This window comes from Streptomyces sp. NPDC051555, assembly GCF_044454405.1.
GTDB lineage: Bacteria > Actinomycetota > Actinomycetes > Streptomycetales > Streptomycetaceae > Streptomyces.
Genome location: NZ_JBITDP010000003.1, coordinates 190,801 through 205,995 on the forward strand (window position 1 = coordinate 190,801; position 15,195 = coordinate 205,995).

The 15,195-nt window shown below is 70.6% G+C and carries 13 protein-coding genes and 1 tRNA gene; 9 read left to right on the top strand and 5 right to left on the bottom strand.

Going from position 1 to position 15,195, the window contains the following annotated elements:
• Nucleotides 1–4 precede the first annotated feature (4 nt).
• From ACIBEA_RS09290 to ACIBEA_RS09315, 6 genes are all read left to right on the top strand, one after another.
• On the top strand, nucleotides 5–505 hold the full coding sequence (locus ACIBEA_RS09290; RefSeq protein ID WP_399259229.1) for a hypothetical protein: 501 nt from the start codon (nucleotides 5–7) through the stop codon (nucleotides 503–505).
• Nucleotides 506–1,506: 1,001 nt separating this feature from the next.
• Nucleotides 1,507–2,739: a branched-chain amino acid ABC transporter substrate-binding protein gene (locus tag ACIBEA_RS09295; protein WP_385777971.1), complete on the top strand. Its 1,233-nt coding sequence runs from the start codon at nucleotides 1,507–1,509 to the stop codon at nucleotides 2,737–2,739.
• 91 nt (nucleotides 2,740–2,830) lie between these two features.
• Nucleotides 2,831–3,760 carry a branched-chain amino acid ABC transporter permease gene (locus ACIBEA_RS09300; protein ID WP_354383325.1) on the top strand — a complete coding sequence of 310 codons (930 nt, stop codon included), beginning with the start codon at nucleotides 2,831–2,833 and terminating at the stop codon, nucleotides 3,758–3,760.
• Nucleotides 3,757–5,577, top strand: a complete 1,821-nt coding sequence (locus ACIBEA_RS09305) for a branched-chain amino acid ABC transporter permease (protein ID WP_399259230.1) — start codon at nucleotides 3,757–3,759, stop codon at nucleotides 5,575–5,577. The genes ACIBEA_RS09300 and ACIBEA_RS09305 overlap by 4 nt, the downstream gene beginning before the upstream one ends.
• A 4-nt stretch (nucleotides 5,578–5,581) precedes the next feature.
• Nucleotides 5,582–6,466, top strand: a complete 885-nt coding sequence (locus ACIBEA_RS09310) for an ABC transporter ATP-binding protein (protein ID WP_354383323.1) — start codon at nucleotides 5,582–5,584, stop codon at nucleotides 6,464–6,466.
• Nucleotides 6,463–7,179, top strand: coding sequence for an ABC transporter ATP-binding protein (locus ACIBEA_RS09315; protein WP_354383322.1), 717 nt, complete (start codon nucleotides 6,463–6,465; stop codon nucleotides 7,177–7,179). Before ACIBEA_RS09310 ends, ACIBEA_RS09315 begins: the two co-directional genes overlap by 4 nt.
• Nucleotides 7,180–7,297: 118 nt before the next feature.
• Here the strand turns inward: ACIBEA_RS09315 and ACIBEA_RS09320 are convergent, their stop codons facing one another.
• Entirely contained in the window at nucleotides 7,298–7,987 is a 690-nt protein-coding gene (locus tag ACIBEA_RS09320) for an ANTAR domain-containing response regulator (RefSeq protein WP_399259231.1), read from the bottom strand.
• Between the two features lie 74 nt (nucleotides 7,988–8,061).
• Here ACIBEA_RS09320 and ACIBEA_RS09325 point away from each other — a divergent pair.
• Nucleotides 8,062–8,136, top strand: a tRNA-Leu gene (locus tag ACIBEA_RS09325).
• Nucleotides 8,137–8,323: 187 nt separating this feature from the next.
• Here ACIBEA_RS09325 and ACIBEA_RS09330 read toward each other — a convergent pair.
• Entirely contained in the window at nucleotides 8,324–8,986 is a 663-nt protein-coding gene (locus ACIBEA_RS09330; protein WP_399259232.1) for a TetR/AcrR family transcriptional regulator, read from the bottom strand.
• Nucleotides 8,987–9,074: 88 nt separating this feature from the next.
• Here ACIBEA_RS09330 and ACIBEA_RS09335 point away from each other — a divergent pair, with 88 nt between their 5' ends.
• Complete coding sequence (locus tag ACIBEA_RS09335) at nucleotides 9,075–9,431, top strand: hypothetical protein (protein WP_399259233.1); 357 nt, start codon at nucleotides 9,075–9,077, stop codon at nucleotides 9,429–9,431.
• Nucleotides 9,432–9,433: 2 nt separating this feature from the next.
• Here the strand turns inward: ACIBEA_RS09335 and ACIBEA_RS09340 are convergent, their stop codons facing one another.
• Entirely contained in the window at nucleotides 9,434–12,022 is a 2,589-nt protein-coding gene (locus ACIBEA_RS09340) for an MDR family MFS transporter (RefSeq protein WP_399259234.1), read from the bottom strand.
• 216 nt (nucleotides 12,023–12,238) lie between these two features.
• Between ACIBEA_RS09340 and ACIBEA_RS09345 the strand changes: the two genes are divergently transcribed.
• Nucleotides 12,239–12,727: an isochorismatase family protein gene (locus ACIBEA_RS09345; RefSeq protein WP_399259235.1), complete on the top strand. Its 489-nt coding sequence runs from the start codon at nucleotides 12,239–12,241 to the stop codon at nucleotides 12,725–12,727.
• 126 nt (nucleotides 12,728–12,853) lie between these two features.
• On the opposite strand, the gene pyk is transcribed toward ACIBEA_RS09345, so the two are convergent.
• Nucleotides 12,854–14,281: a pyruvate kinase gene (pyk, locus tag ACIBEA_RS09350; protein WP_399259236.1), complete on the bottom strand. Its 1,428-nt coding sequence runs from the start codon at nucleotides 14,279–14,281 to the stop codon at nucleotides 12,854–12,856.
• 156 nt (nucleotides 14,282–14,437) lie between these two features.
• Complete coding sequence (locus ACIBEA_RS09355; RefSeq protein WP_399259237.1) at nucleotides 14,438–15,181, bottom strand: SIMPL domain-containing protein; 744 nt, start codon at nucleotides 15,179–15,181, stop codon at nucleotides 14,438–14,440.
• Between the last annotated feature and the right edge of the window lie 14 nt (nucleotides 15,182–15,195).

The following is a 15,195-nucleotide window of genomic DNA, read 5'->3' on the forward strand; positions in this document are numbered from 1 at the left end:
CCGCATGGGATCCGGACCGGCGCCGCGCGGCGCCTTGACAGCCTGCGCCGCGACGCTCCTCGCCGCCACGCTCACGGGCTGCTCCGGGCCCGACCGGGACGCGGGCGACGACACCGCCCCGGGACGCGCCTCAGGGCCCACCGCCGGTACGTCGCCGCCCGCGACCGGCGCCGCCCCCGCACCACGGCCCACCCCGCCCGAGGACCTCTGCACCGCGCTGATCACGCACTGGGCCGGCGTCGTGCTGGACGGGGACGGCGCGGGGGGCGACCCCGTCGGCCTGGACTACCAGTCCATGGGCCTGTCCGGCGACCAGAACGAGATCCTGCGGGCCGTGCTCGCCGACGCCCGCGCCGAACGCCGGGCCAAGGCCCCCGAAGGCACCGCCGCCGCCGACGCGGCCGCCCGGCGGCTCGCCGCCCGCGGGGCCCGCGAGCGCTGCGCCGCGCACCACCGCTCCGCGGCGACCGCGACGGCGACGGCGACCGGCGGTCCCTGGGGATGAGCGGCATCGGCCCGGTCGAACCGGGCGAGGGCACCGCGGGCCGGGAGCCCGACGACCTCACGGACGGGCCCGCCGGGGACCTCCCCGCCGCTGGAGCCGCCGCTGGAGCCGCCCCCGGACCCGCCGGCGCCCCCCGCGCCCTCCTGGGCCGCGCCCGCGACCGCTACGCCCGACACCGCCCCGCGGTGGCGGCAGTGGCCCTGCTGGTCGCCCTCGGCCTCGGCGGGGGCTACCTCTACGCCGTGCGACCCCGGCCGCCCGCGCCCGTACCGGCTCCGCCGCCGGCCGCACCCTCGCAGACCCTGGCGCTGACCTACGGGGAGCCGGAACCGCTGGAAACGACCCCGGCGGGCACTGCCCTCAGGTTCACTGTGCGTGCACGCACGTCCGCCGGACCGGCGGTGACGATCGAGCGGATCGGCCAGCCGTCGCGGGCACTGACGGTGACCGTACGACCACCCTCACCCGTCATCGTGGCTGCCGGAGAAGTCCGTGAGGTTGTTGTGGAGATTCACGTGGCGGACTGTGTGCATGTTGCACGGAATGCGGGGCTCCCATTTCTGGAAGTAACCCTGAGTAATGGATTCCAGAAAGAGGATCACAGTTACATCCTCGGTGACCGATATGCCAGGGATCTTTCCACCGCTCTGACCAGGGCCTGTCCCGTAGGCCGAGATGTGGACCCCACGCCCGCGTCATGACCAAAACCCTTGAGCAGCCTGGCCTGTAAGGACTTAAACCACCCGACAGTCCTGCCGCATCTCAGCATGCGGACAAGACGAACCGGCCGGAATTCCCCCGTTCCACCCCCAGAGATCCGCTATGTATTACGCCGTGGCATAACAAGAGAGTCACATCATTGGCCTGAGCCCTCCATATCGTCCGGTGGGCGGCTTAGAGTCACGGCCAGTTACCGCGACCGCCGGATGCCATTCAGTTCGGTTCCCCGCGTTCGACTCGGCGCGTCCCAGGGGGGACGCGGCGCCAGGAAAGGACTGATCGTGCGTCATCGTTCGCTCATCGCCGTGACGGCCGCCCTCGCCGCGGGCGCTCTCACTCTCACCGCCTGTGGCTCCCGCGACAACAAGTCGGACACCTCCGGCGGCGGCGACGTCACGGTCACCATCGGCGTGGACGCCCCGCTGACCGGTGACCTGTCCGCCCTGGGTCTCGGCATCAAGAACTCGGTCGACCTCGCGGTCAAGACCGCCAACGAGAAGAAGTACGTCAAGGGCGTCACCTTCAAGATCCAGGCGCTCGACGACCAGGCCCAGCCGTCCTCCGGACAGCAGAACGCCACCAAGCTCGTCGCCGACAAGGACGTCCTCGGCGTCGTGGGCCCGCTGAACTCCTCGGTGTCCGAGTCGATGCAGAAGGTCTTCGACGACGCCAAGCTCGCCCAGATCTCCCCGGCCAACACCAGCCCGTCCCTCACGCAGGGTCCGAACTGGGCCACCGGCCAGAAGGTCCGCACCTACAAGAGCTACTTCCGCACCGCCACCACGGACGCCATCCAGGGCCCGTTCGCGGCGCAGTACCTCTTCAACAAGGGGGGCAAGAAGAAGGTCTTCCTCATCGATGACAAGAAGACCTACGGCGCCGGTCTGGCCGCCACCTTCAAGGGCGAGTTCACCAAGCTCGGCGGCGCCGTCGCCGGCGAGGGCCACATCGACCCGGAGTCCAAGGACTTCTCGGCGATCGTGACGCAGGTCAAGAACTCCGGCGCCGACGTCGTCTACTACGGTGGCGAGTACCCGGCCGCCGGCCCGCTCAGCAAGCAGATCAAGGCCGCGGGCGCCAACATCCCGCTCATCGGTGGCGACGGCATCTTCGACAAGAAGTTCGTCGACCTGGCCGGCCCCGCCGCCGCGGGTGACATGGCCACCTCGGTCGGTGCGCCCGTCGAGACCCTGCCGTCCGCCACGGAGTTCATCGCGAACTACAAGAAGGCCGGCTTCAAGGACCCGTACGCGGCCTACGGCGGCTACTCGTACGACTCCGCCTGGGCGATCATCGAGGCCGTCAAGAAGACGGTCGACGCCAACAACGGCAAGCTCCCCGAGGGTGCCCGCGCCAAGGTGCTCGAGGCCGTTCAGGGCGTCTCCTTCGACGGTGTGACCGGCAAGGTCTCCTTCGACGAGTTCGGTGACGCCACCAACAAGCAGCTGACCGTCTACAAGGTCGACGGACCGGACTTCAAGGCCGTCGAGTCGGGCACCTACCCCGCCAAGTAACCGGCCCGCACCACCTCACTCCTGCCGCGCGGGGCGCGCACCAAGCGCCCCGCGCGGTGTCACATCCGTCGAAAGACTCGGAGGACCTGCGGTGCACGAACTGCCGCAACAGCTGGTCAACGGCCTGCTACTGGGATCCATGTACGGGCTCGTCGCCATCGGCTACACGATGGTTTATGGCATTGTCCAGCTCATCAACTTCGCGCACGGCGAGATCTTCATGACCGGAGGCTTCGGCGCCTTCACGGTCTGGTCGATCCTCCCCTCGGGCACCACCATGTGGATCGCGCTGCCCCTCATGCTCATAGGCGCTGTCATCGTGGCGACCCTCTTCGCCGTCGGAGCCGAACGCTTCGCCTACCGCCCCCTGCGGAACGCTCCCCGCCTGGCCCCGCTCATCACCGCCATCGGCCTCTCGCTCGCCCTCCAGCAGGCGGTCTGGGCCTGGTACCCGGACGCGAAGTCCTCCATCGTCTTCCCCGAGATCTCCGGCGGACCCTTCAACATCGGCAACGTCACCATCCAGACCGGTGACGTGTTCCTGCTGATCGCCGCCCCGATCTCGATGGCCTTCCTCGGCTACTTCGTCCTCAAGACCCGCACCGGACGCGGTATGCAGGCCACCGCGCAGGACCCGGACACCGCCAAGCTCATGGGCATCAACACCGACCGCATCATCACGGTCGCGTTCGCCCTCGGCGCCGTGTTCGCCGCCGTCGGAGCCGTCGCGTACGGCCTCAAGTACGGCGAGATCAACTACAAGATGGGCTTCCTGCTCGGCCTCAAGGCCTTCACCGCGGCCGTCCTCGGTGGCATCGGCAACATCTACGGCGCGATGATCGGCGGCCTCGTCCTCGGCCTCGCCGAGACCATGGCCACGGCCTACATCGCGGACATCCCCGGCTTCCACCAGCTGGGCGGTCAGACCTGGGGCAACACCTGGGCGTTCGTACTCCTCATCCTCGTGCTGCTCTTCCGGCCCCAGGGCCTGCTGGGCCAGCGCGTGGCGGACAGGGCGTGACAACCATGACGACCAACACCGCGGACATCCCGCAGACCGCCGCTGCCCGGGGCTTCGTTCCCCTCCCCGAGAAGACCGGCCGCGCCCTCGCCACCGTCGGCGGCGCGCTCACCGCCCTCTCCGCCTTCCTCTCCTGGACCTGGACCGCCGCGTTCCCCGGGGACCTCACCTTCTACGGCTCCCCCGCGGGCCTGCAGTGGCTGGTCCTCGTCGGCGGCCTGATGACCGCCCTCTTCGGCCTCGCGTCGTACGGGGTCAAGGGCCTGGGCTGGCTGGCCCCGGCCGGTGCCGACGCGGCGATCAAGCTCTCCGCCCTCGCCGCCTTCGCCACCGCCTGGTACACGGTCATCGCGATCATCAGCAAGCTCGGCCACCTCGTGGATCTGGAGCCCGGTGGCTTCTTCCTCGCGGTCGTCAGCCTGCTCGCCCTGGTGGGCGCCCTGGCGCTGCCCTTCGAGCGGGCGGTCCCCGAGACCCCCGACCCCGAGGACAGCGGCTGGGACAACTTCAAGCTGGACAGCCGCAACCAGTGGGCCAACGTCAAGGCCGCCTTCGCCAACGGGCCGGTCCGTCCGGCCAAGGTGCTGCCCGCCTACCTGGAGATCCTGCTCATCGCGGGCCTCCTGGGCGTCGCCCTCGGCGTCTTCACCTTCGGCATCGGCACCCCGTACCAGGAACTCTTCATCGGCTTCCTGATCACCGCGAGCTTCGGTTTCGGCGCGCTCAACAAGGCCGGCCTCATCGCCCGCTTCTCGGCGATCACCGGTCGGCACCGCAACGTCGCCCTCATCGGGGCGTTCGTCGCGGCCGCGGCCTTCCCCTTCACCCAGACCGACGACCAGTACGCGACCCTCGGCGTCAACATCCTCATCTTCGCCACCGTCGCCCTGGGCCTGAACATCGTCGTCGGCCTCACCGGCCTCCTCGACCTCGGTTACGTCGCCTTCCTCGGTGTCGGCGCCTACACCGCGGCCCTGGTCTCCGGTTCGCCCAACTCGCCCTTCGGCGTGCACCTGCCCTTCTGGGCCGCGCTCCTCATCGGCGCCGCCGCCTCGATGGTCTTCGGCGTGCTGATCGGCGCCCCGACCCTGCGGCTGCGCGGCGACTACCTCGCCATCGTGACGCTCGGCTTCGGTGAGATCTTCCGGATCTCGATGAACAACCTCGACGGCATCTCCGGCCCGGACGTCACCAACGGTCCCAACGGCATCTCCTCGATCCCGAACGTGGACCTCTTCGGCTTCGACTTCGGCGCCGAACACACCATCGCCGGATTCACCATCGGCCGCTTCGCGAACTACTTCCTGCTGATGCTCGTCATCACCCTCATCGTGGTGATGGTCTTCCGCCGCAGCTCGGAGTCCCGCATCGGTCGCGCCTGGGTCGCCATCCGCGAGGACGAGACCGCCGCCGAGGCCATGGGCATCAACGGCTTCCGGGTCAAGCTCATCGCCTTCGCCCTCGGCGCCACCCTGGCCGGTCTGGCCGGTGCCGTTCAGGCCCACGTCCAGTACACCGTGACGCCCGAGCAGTACGTCTTCGCCAACACGGTCCCGCCGAACTCCGCGTTCCTGCTCGCCGCCGTGGTCCTGGGCGGCATGGGAACCATCGCCGGTCCCCTCATCGGTGGCTCGCTGCTCTTCCTGCTGCCCAACAAGCTCCAGTTCATGGGCGACAAGCAGCTGCTCATCTTCGGGCTCGCGCTCATCGTCCTGATGCGCCTGCGCCCCGAAGGCATCATCCCCAACCGGCGCAACCAGCTCGAACTCCACGAGGACATGGAAGCGCCCACGGTCCTCGGCAAGGCAGGGGTCTGAACCCATGACGACCACCACCACCGACGCCCCCGCCGCCAGCACGGCGGAGACCGTCCTGGACGCGCGCGGCGTCACGATGCGCTTCGGCGGCCTCACGGCCGTCCGGAACGTCGACCTCACCGTCAAGAGCGGCGAGATCGTCGGCCTCATCGGCCCCAACGGCGCCGGCAAGACCACCTTCTTCAACTGCCTCACCGGCCTCTACATCCCCACCGAGGGTGAGGTCCGGTACAAGGGCACGGTCCTGCCGCCCAAGTCGTACAAGGTCACCGCGGCCGGTATCGCCCGTACCTTCCAGAACATCCGTCTCTTCAACAACATGACGGTGTTGGAGAACGTACTGGTCGGCCGGCACACCCGGACCAAGCAGGGACTGTGGTCCTCGCTGCTGCGACTGCCCGGCTTCCACCGCGAGGAGGCCGCCAGCCGCGAGAAGGCCCTCGAACTCCTGGAGTTCATCGGTCTGGCCCACAAGGCCGAGCACCTCGCGCGCAACCTGCCCTACGGTGAGCAGCGCAAGCTGGAGATCGCCCGCGCCCTCGCGAGCGACCCCGGGCTGATCCTGCTCGACGAGCCCACCGCGGGCATGAACCCGCAGGAGACCCGGGCGACCGAAGAGCTGATCTTCGCCATCCGGGACCAGGGCATCGCCGTTCTCGTCATCGAGCACGACATGCGCTTCATCTTCAACCTCTGCGACCGCGTCGCCTGCCTCGTGCAGGGCGAGAAGCTCATCGAGGGCACCGCGGCCGAGGTCCAGGGCGACGAGCGCGTCGTCGCCGCCTACCTGGGCGAGCCCTTCGAAGGCGCCCCCGGCGCCGAGGAAGTCGCCGAGGTCGAGGCCGCCGAGGCGCACAGCACCACCAGCACGGACGGAGAAGCCAAGTGACCGCACTCCTCGAGGTCGAGGACCTCCGGGTCGCCTACGGCAAGATCGAAGCCGTCAAGGGCATCTCGTTCAGCGTCGAGGCCGGCCAGATCGTCACCCTCATCGGCACCAACGGTGCGGGCAAGACGACCACCCTGCGGACCTTGTCGGGCCTGATCAAGCCGCGCGGCGGCCAGATCCGCTTCAACGGCAAGTCGCTGAAGAAGACCCCCGCGCACGACATCGTCGCGCTCGGGCTCGCCCACTCCCCCGAGGGGCGGCACATCTTCCCGCGCATGACGATCGAGGACAACCTCCTCCTCGGCGCCTTCCTGAGCAAGGACAAGGAAGGCATCCAGAAGGACGTCCAGCGCGCCTACGAGCTGTTCCCCATCCTGGGCGAGCGGCGCAAGCAGGCCGCGGGCACCCTCTCGGGCGGCGAGCAGCAGATGCTGGCGATGGGTCGCGCGCTCATGTGCCGGCCGAAGCTGCTGATGCTGGACGAGCCGTCCATGGGCCTCTCGCCGATCATGATGCAGAAGATCATGGCGACCATCGCCGAGCTCAAGGCGGCGGGCACCACGATCCTGCTGGTCGAGCAGAACGCGCAGGCCGCGCTCTCGCTCGCCGACCAGGGCCACGTCATGGAGATCGGCAAGATCGTCCTGTCGGGCCCGGGCCGCGAGCTGCTCGTCAACGAGGACGTCCGCAAGGCGTACCTCGGCGAGGACTGATCCGACCGACCTGACATACAACGCAGCCGGCCCGCCCCGAATCCTCGGGGCGGGCCGGCTGCGTAGCGGGGGGCGCGGGGCCGGCCCGCGGCCGGCCCGCCACCTCGTCCTCGGCTGCCTAGTCCTTGGCCGCCGCCGCGGCGTTCTTCTTCTCCTCGGCGTCCTCGATGACCGCCTCGGCGACCTGCTGCATCGACATGCGGCGGTCCATGGAGGTCTTCTGGATCCAGCGGAAGGCGGCGGGCTCGCTCAGGCCGTACTGCGTCTGCAGGATGCTCTTGGCACGGTCCACGAGCTTGCGGGTCTCCAACCGGAGCGAGAGGTCGGCGACCTCCTTCTCCAGGGCGCGCAGCTCGGCGAAGCGGGACACGGCCATCTCGATGGCGGGGACCACGTCGCTCTTGGAGAACGGCTTGACCAGGTACGCCATGGCCCCTGCGTCCCGGGCCCGCTCGACGAGGTCGCGCTGCGAGAAGGCGGTCAGCATCAGGACCGGGGCGATCGACTCCTCGGCGATCACCTCGGCGGCGGAGATCCCGTCCAGGACGGGCATCTTCACGTCCAGGATGACCAGGTCGGGCCGGTGCTCGCGGGCCAACTCCACGGCGCGCTGACCGTCCCCGGCCTCGCCGACGACGGCGTAGCCCTCCTCCTCCAGCATCTCTTTCAGGTCCAGCCGGATGAGCGCCTCGTCCTCGGCGATGACGACGCGGGTCGTCAGCGGCGGGACATGCGACTGGTCGGCGTCGACGGGTGTGGGCGACGACTCGTGCTCGGCGGTCACGGAGGGCTCCTCGTTGCGGGGCATAACAGCTCCCCTGAGCCTACCTAGCTCCTGTAAGGTGGTCTCGCGCAGGGTTCGTTGAGTCCTTCGTTTCGTAGGCCCCAGTACTCCAACTGGTCAGAGAGGCCGCTCTCAAACAGCGGACAGTGTGGGTTCGAATCCCACCTGGGGCACTTTCCTTACATTCCATGGTCGCGCGACTTCGCGGCCATTAGCTCACACGAGCGAATTCGGCCGCACTGTCGGTCACTCTGGGCTGTCCACCCGCCCACCTCCCCGTGCACGGCAGCCTCGTGCGCATCGTTTCCCTTCCGGGCCCCGGCGCCCCGTGCCCCCCGCACTCCCCGCACTCCCCGCACTTCACTTGCTTCTCTCACTCCTCTCACTCCTCTCGCTCCCCACGAGTCCGTGGAGGACGGTGGCCGCATGGGCCGCGCCCTCGGCGCGGGCCGGCGGGGCCCCCATGACGAGGAGTCGGTACCAGAAGGGGCCGAGGACGAGGTCGGCGGCGCGCTCGACATCGGTCGCCCCAGGAATCTCCTCGCGCGCGACGGCGCGGGCGAGAAGGGCCAGGACCACCTCGCGCCGGTCCCGGGCCCAGGCCCGGAAGGGCGCGGCGGAGCCGGGGTCGAGCTGGGCCTCGGCCGCGAGGCCGGTGAGCGCGCGGGCGCGGACGGGGTCGGCGGCCGCGTCGTAGAGGGCGGCGAGGAACGCGGTGAGGTCACCCGCGAGGGAACCCGTGTCGGGCTCCGGGGCGGAGCCGGGGGCGGGGGCGGGGGCCGAGCCGGGGTCAGGGGCGCGGGTGGGGACATGGAACGAGGCGTCCATGACGAGTTCCGGCTTGGTCTTCCACCAGCGGTAGACCGTGCTCTTGGCGACGTCGGCCCGCTTGGCGACGCCCTCGATGGTGAGGGCTCCGTAGCCGTTCTCCACGAGGAGGGCGGCGGTGGCCTCTAGGACGGATCGGTGGGCTTCCTCGTTGCGGAGGCGGCCACCGGTGCGGGGGGTGGGATTGGTTGACACCGCCTCACCATAGCCGCTACCGTTTATCGAAACGCTGCGTAGCGTTTCGATAGAGAAGGTGAACAGCGACTCGGACGGGGGCACGGTCATGAACGCAAGCGTGATCACTCAGGAGCATTGGTACGAGGCCACGGGCGAGGAGTTCGCCGCCGCGGCCGGCCAGGAGGTGCGCATCCCCAACTTCCCGGCGGCCGATGCGTGGTTGGGGAGCGCGGAGCCGGAGGCGGCGGCGCAGCTGCGGCGACCGCGGGAGCTGCGGGGCTGCTGCGAGCCGGCCACCGTGGCCGAGCGGGCGTGCGCCGGGATACTGCCGGGAGCCACGCTCGGCGGACGGGGGCACACGACGCCCGCACCGTTCTTCTCGGCGGAGTTCTTCCCGGCGGAGCGGAGGGGTGACCGGAGCCTGAGAGCGGCGGCCGGGGCCCTCCCCCGCATACGGGACTGAGCTCAGCCCGGGCTGGAGGCTGAGCCGGGGGAGGCGTCGAGCCGGGCGGGCCTGGCCGTGATCAGTACGGCGGCGAGCAGGGCCGCGAGCAGAGTGGCCCCGCAGGTCCACCACAGGCCGGTCGTGTAGCCGCTCAGCAGCTCCTCACGGACCCTCACGGGCAGCATCAACGCGTTCTTGGCACGCACCCCTTGCATGCGGGTCGTGATCATGGCGCTGAGCATGGCCGCGCCGATGGCCAGGCCCAGCTGCTGGGCCGCGCTGACGACTGCCGAGGCCCCGCCGGAGTGCTGCTCGGCGGTCTCGGTCGCGAGGGCGAAGAGCGCCGTGAGGAACAGGCCGGAGCCGAGGCCCACGAGCAGGATGCCGGGCAGGACCGGCCACGTGTACTGGCTGTCGTTCGCGAGAGCGGCGAGCAACGCCAGCCCGGCGGACGTGCCGACCAGGCCCGCGACGATCACGACGCGCGCTGCGGCACGCCGTAGCAACCGGGGGGCGATCAGGGTGGCGGCGATGACGTTCGCACCGACCAGGGGCAGCAGGTGCAGCCCGGCCGCGAGCGGGGCGAAGCCCTGTACGGCTTGCAGGTAGAAGGTCAGGGCCACGAAGAGGGTGAAGAGGCCGATGCCGGCCAGGGCCAGGGCTAGGAAGGCGCCGATGCGGTCGCGGTCCGCGGGGAAGAGGGGGTTCGCCGCCCTGCTCTGCCACCACAGGAAGGCCACGAGCAGGAGGACGCCCCCGACGAGCAGGATCAGGACGAGAGGAGTGAGGATCCATCCGCTGGGCTGGTTGCCCAGCAGACCGTAGGACAGCGCGGCGAAGGCGGCCGAGCCGAGGATGACGCCGAGCGGGTCCGGACGCGCCGCGGTGCTCCCCCGGCGGTCGTGCACCAGGGAGAGGACACCGATCAGGACGATCACGGAGAGGAGGACGCCGGAGAAGAAGCACCAGCGCCAGGCGAGGCTTTCGACGAGCCAGCCGTTCACGCACAGCCCGAGTACCGAACCGCTGCCGACGATCGAGCCGTACACACCGAAGGCCCTGCCGCGCTCCTTCGGGTCGGTGAAGCCGTTGGCGACCAAGGCCAGCGCGGAAGCCGTCAACAGCGCGCCGAAGACGCCCTGGAGGGCGCGGGCCCAGACGAGCGCGTCGACGTCGCCGGCCGCGCCGCCGAGTGCGCAGGCCGACGCGAAGCCGATCACGCCGACGACCAGGGTCCGTTTGCGGCCCAGGAGGTCCGCGAGGTGTCCGCCGATCAGCAACAGGCCACCGAAGGCCAGGGCGTAGGCGTTGCCCAGGCCGTTCATCTCCTTGGCGGCCAGGTGCAGGTCGGCCTGGATGCCCGGGAGCAGGAATCCGAAGCCCGTGACCTGGAGCAGCACCATCAGCTGGGCCAGGGCGACGACGGCCAGGCCCCACCACCGCCGCGGGTGCGGCGGCTCGGAGGTCCGGGGGGAGTCCTGGGGGGCTGTGGGCCAGGCGCCGGGGAACGGGTCCGGCGGCGGGCCGAAGCCCTGCCCGGGGATCAGCGGCGAAGGGGGCGTCGGGGCGTACGCGGGTGGCGGGGGCAACTGACGGGCCTGCTCCGGTGTTCCCGCGGACGGGACGCGGGGGTCCGCCCCCGCGGCGACCGACTCGGCGCGGCCTTCGGCGCGGGCGCCGGCAGGGGCAGTGGCGGGGGTGGGGGCGGGGGCGGGGGCGAAGTCGAGGAGTTGCGCGGCGTGCCGGCCGAGTTGGGCCAGGACCGCGCCGGGCAGCCACTCCCCCTCCTGCTCGGCGGCCGTGCGCTCGGCCACCTCCTCGGGGGTGGGCCGCTGGGTCGGGTCCTTGTGCAGGCATGCGCGGACCAGCTCGACGAGCGAGTCCGGTACACCGGTCAGGTCCGCCTCCTCCTCCGCGATCCGGAAGAGGTGGGCATTCAGCCCGGTGTCGGTCGCGCCGAAGAGCAGGCGCCCGGTGGCCGCGTAGACGAGGACGGCGCCCAGACAGAAGACGTCGCTGGCGGGGGTGAGTTCGAGTCCGCGGACCTGTTCCGGCGACATGAAGCCGGGCGATCCGATCAGCATGCCGGTGTGCGTGTGCAGGCTGTCCCCGGCCAGGCTGTCCATGGCCCGCGCGATGCCGAAGTCGATGACGCGCGGGGCATCGACGGTGACGAGGACGTTGGAGGGCTTGAGGTCCCGGTGGATCAGCCCGACCTCGTGCACGGCGCGCAGGGCGAGGGCGAGGCGGTTGGCGAGGGTGTGGACCGAACGCTCGGGCAGCGGGCCGTAGTCCTTGGCGACCACGGTCTGCAGGTCGGGGCCCGGGATGTACTGGGTGGCCACCCAGGGGATCGCGGCCTCGGGGTCGGCGTCGAGGACGTCCGCGGTCCAACTGCCGCCCACCCGGCGCGCGGCGGCGACCTCGCGCGCGAAGCGCCTGCGGAATTCGGGGTGCCCGGCGAACTCGGCCTGCACCACCTTCACTGCCACGGTGCGTCCGCCCTCGGAGCGGCCCAGATAGACCAGGCCCATGCCGCCCGCGCCCAGCCGGGCGATCAGTCGGTAGGGCCCTATGCGGGTCGGGTCTTCGGCGATCAGCTGGTCCACGGAAGAAAGATAGTCCAACTCTCCAACGGGGCAAGGCGCGTCGGCCGATTGTCCTCTCGCGATGTCTCTCCCCCGATGCTCCTCCCCCGGGGAACGCCCCGCACCGCATCGAGCCGCGAGAGCCCCCGTCCCCCGGCCCCCGGCCTCGGGCGTCGGGCGTCGGGCGTCGGGCGTCGGGCGTCGGGCGTCGGGCGTCGGGCGTTCTACGATCGCGCCATGGCCAGCGCACTGATCCTCATCGACCTGATGCCCCGCATCATCGCCCTCCCCCTCGCGCCGCACTCCGGCGAGGACGTGCTCGCGCGCTGCCGCGCCTTGGCCGAGGGGTTCCGGGCGGCCGGGCGGCCCGTGGTGCTGGTGCGGGTCGACCGCCCCGGCGTGACCGAGCAGCCGCCGGGCAGCGGATTCGCCGACGCCCTGGTGCAGGAGGGGGACGTCGTGGTGGTCAAGCGCACCGTCGGCGCGTTCTACGGCACCGCGCTGGACGAGCGGTTGCGCGGGCTCGGCGTGGACACCCTGGTGATGGCCGGGCTCGTCACGACGATGGGGGTCGAGTCCACCGCCCGTGCCGCCTCCGACCACGGCTACGAGCTGGAGTTCGTGGCCGACGCGATGTCCGGACTGGCGGCGGACGAGCACGAGTTCGCCGTGCGGCGGACCTTCCCGCGCTTCGGCGAGGTGCGCAGCACCGCCGACTACAGCTGACCCACCGACCCACCGACCCACCGACCCGACGGCCCAACGGCCCACCGACTCAACGGCCCGCCGCCCCGAACGGCCGACCACCCCGCCCGCAGGTACGAGCGGGGCGGGGCCGAGCCGAACGGGGCGTCAGCGGACGGCGTCGCCGATGTGGTGGATGCGGACGAGGTTGGTCGAGCCGGGGACGCCCGGGGGCGAGCCGGCGGTGATCACGACCACGTCGCCGGGCACGCAGCGGCCGATCCGCAGCAGCTCCTCGTCGACCTGGGCGACCATCGCGTCCGTGGAGTCGACGTGCGGCCCGAGGAAGGTCTCCACGCCCCAGGTGAGGTTGAGCTGGGAGCGGGTCGCCTGGTCCGGGGTGAAGGCCAGCAGCGGGATGGGCGAGCGGTAGCGGGAGAGCCGGCGCACGGTGTCGCCGCTCTGGGTGAAGGCGACGAGGAACTTCGCCCCGAGGAAGTCGCCCATCTCCGCGGCGGCCCGGGCGACGGCCCCGCCCTGGGTGCGGGGCTTGTTCCGGTCGGTGAGCGGGGGCAGGCCCTTGCCGAGGATGTCCTCCTCGGCGGCCTCGACGATGCGGGCCATGGTGCGGACCGTCTCGATGGGGTACTTCCCGACGCTGGTCTCGCCGGAGAGCATGACGGCGTCGGTGCCGTCGATGACGGCGTTGGCGACGTCGGAGGCCTCCGCTCGCGTGGGCCGGGAGTTGTCGATCATCGAATCGAGCATCTGGGTCGCGACGATGACCGGCTTGGCGTTGCGCTTGGCGAGCTTCACCGCGCGCTTCTGGACGATCGGGACCTGTTCCAGGGGCATTTCGACGCCGAGGTCGCCGCGGGCGACCATGATGCCGTCGAAGGCGGCGACGATGTCGTCGATGTTCTCGACGGCCTGCGGCTTCTCGATCTTGGCGATGACGGGGAGGCGTCGTCCCTCCTCGTCCATGATGCGGTGGACGTCATCGATGTCGCGGCCGCTGCGGACGAACGAGAGCGCGATGACGTCGGCGCCGATGCGCAGGGCCCAGCGGAGGTCTTCGATGTCCTTCTCGGACAGGGCCGGGACGGACACGGCGACGCCGGGGAGGTTCAGCCCCTTGTGGTCGGAGACCATTCCGCCCTCGACGACGAGGGTGCGGACGCGCGGGCCGTCGACCCCGGTGACTTCGAGGGTGACGCGGCCGTCGTCGACGAGGATGCGCTCGCCGGTGGTGACGTCGTGGGAGAGACCCTTGTACGTGGTGCCGCAGGTGTGGCGGTCGCCCTCGTGGTCCTCGACGGTGATCGTGAACTCGTCGCCGCGTTCAAGGAGTACGGGTCCTTCACGGAAGCGGCCGAGGCGAATCTTCGGACCTTGAAGGTCGGCGAGGATTCCGACGCTGCGGCCGGTTTCGTCGGAAGCCTTGCGCACCCGGTGGTAACGCTCCTCGTGCTCGGCGTAGGTGCCGTGACTGAGGTTGAAGCGGGCGATGTCCATTCCGGCTTCGACCAGGGCTTTGATCTGGTCGTATGAGTCGGTGGCGGGGCCCAGGGTACATACGATTTTCGCTCGGCGCATGGGCTGAGCGTATGCCCCTACCGGGGAGTAGAGAATTGGTTCCGGGTGTCCACTCAACAACCAGTGGGCAAAAGCTTGTTGACAATTATTGAATGTGCACGGGGGTGCTCTGATGAGCACCCCCGCAACACTCCCCGCAACCGCGGGCGCACGTTCTCAGAGCCGCGGCGCGGTCATCGTGAAGCGGGCGTTCACCTGGGCGTAGACGGTCTGCCGCTGGGGTTCGAGGTCGAGCGCCGGCGCGTGCTCCTCGGGGGCCCCGCCGTAGGCCATGGAGCGCATGGCGCCGCCGGGCGCCGCCATCAGCCGCGGCCCGGCGTCCTCGGCGCCGAGGTCCGCGAGTTCGACGAGGGCGGCGAGGCCCGCGCCGAGGGCCTCGGCGTATTCGCGGGCGCGCTTGACCGCTTCGAGCACGGCCTGGCGCCGCGCCCGGCCGTGGGCGGGCGAGTCGGGCCGCAGGGCCCACCAGGGTCCGTCCACACGGGTGAGGTCGAGGTCGGCGAGGCGGGTGGTGAGTTCGCCCAATGCGGTGAAGTCGGAGAGTTCGGCGGTGATCAGGACCCGGCCGTGGTAGGCCCGGACGCGTTCGCCGCGACCCTGACGGGTGAGTTCGGGAGTGATCGAGAAGGCGCCGGTTTCGAGCTTCTCCACTTCGTCGCCGTAGCTCTTGACCAGGTCGAGGACCGCGTTGTTGCGTCGGGTGAGGTCTTCGAGGGCGCCCCGGCGGTCCACTCCGCGCGCGCTGACCGTGATGCCGATGCGGGCGATCTCGGGGTCCACCTCGATGCGGGCCTCGCCGCGGACGGCGACCCTCGGGACGTCGGGGGTTCCGTACGGCAGCGGGGTTCCCTGCGCCGGCGGGCTTCCGTAGGACTGGGGCGTTGCGTCGTCGTCGCTCATGGTTTCACTCTCGC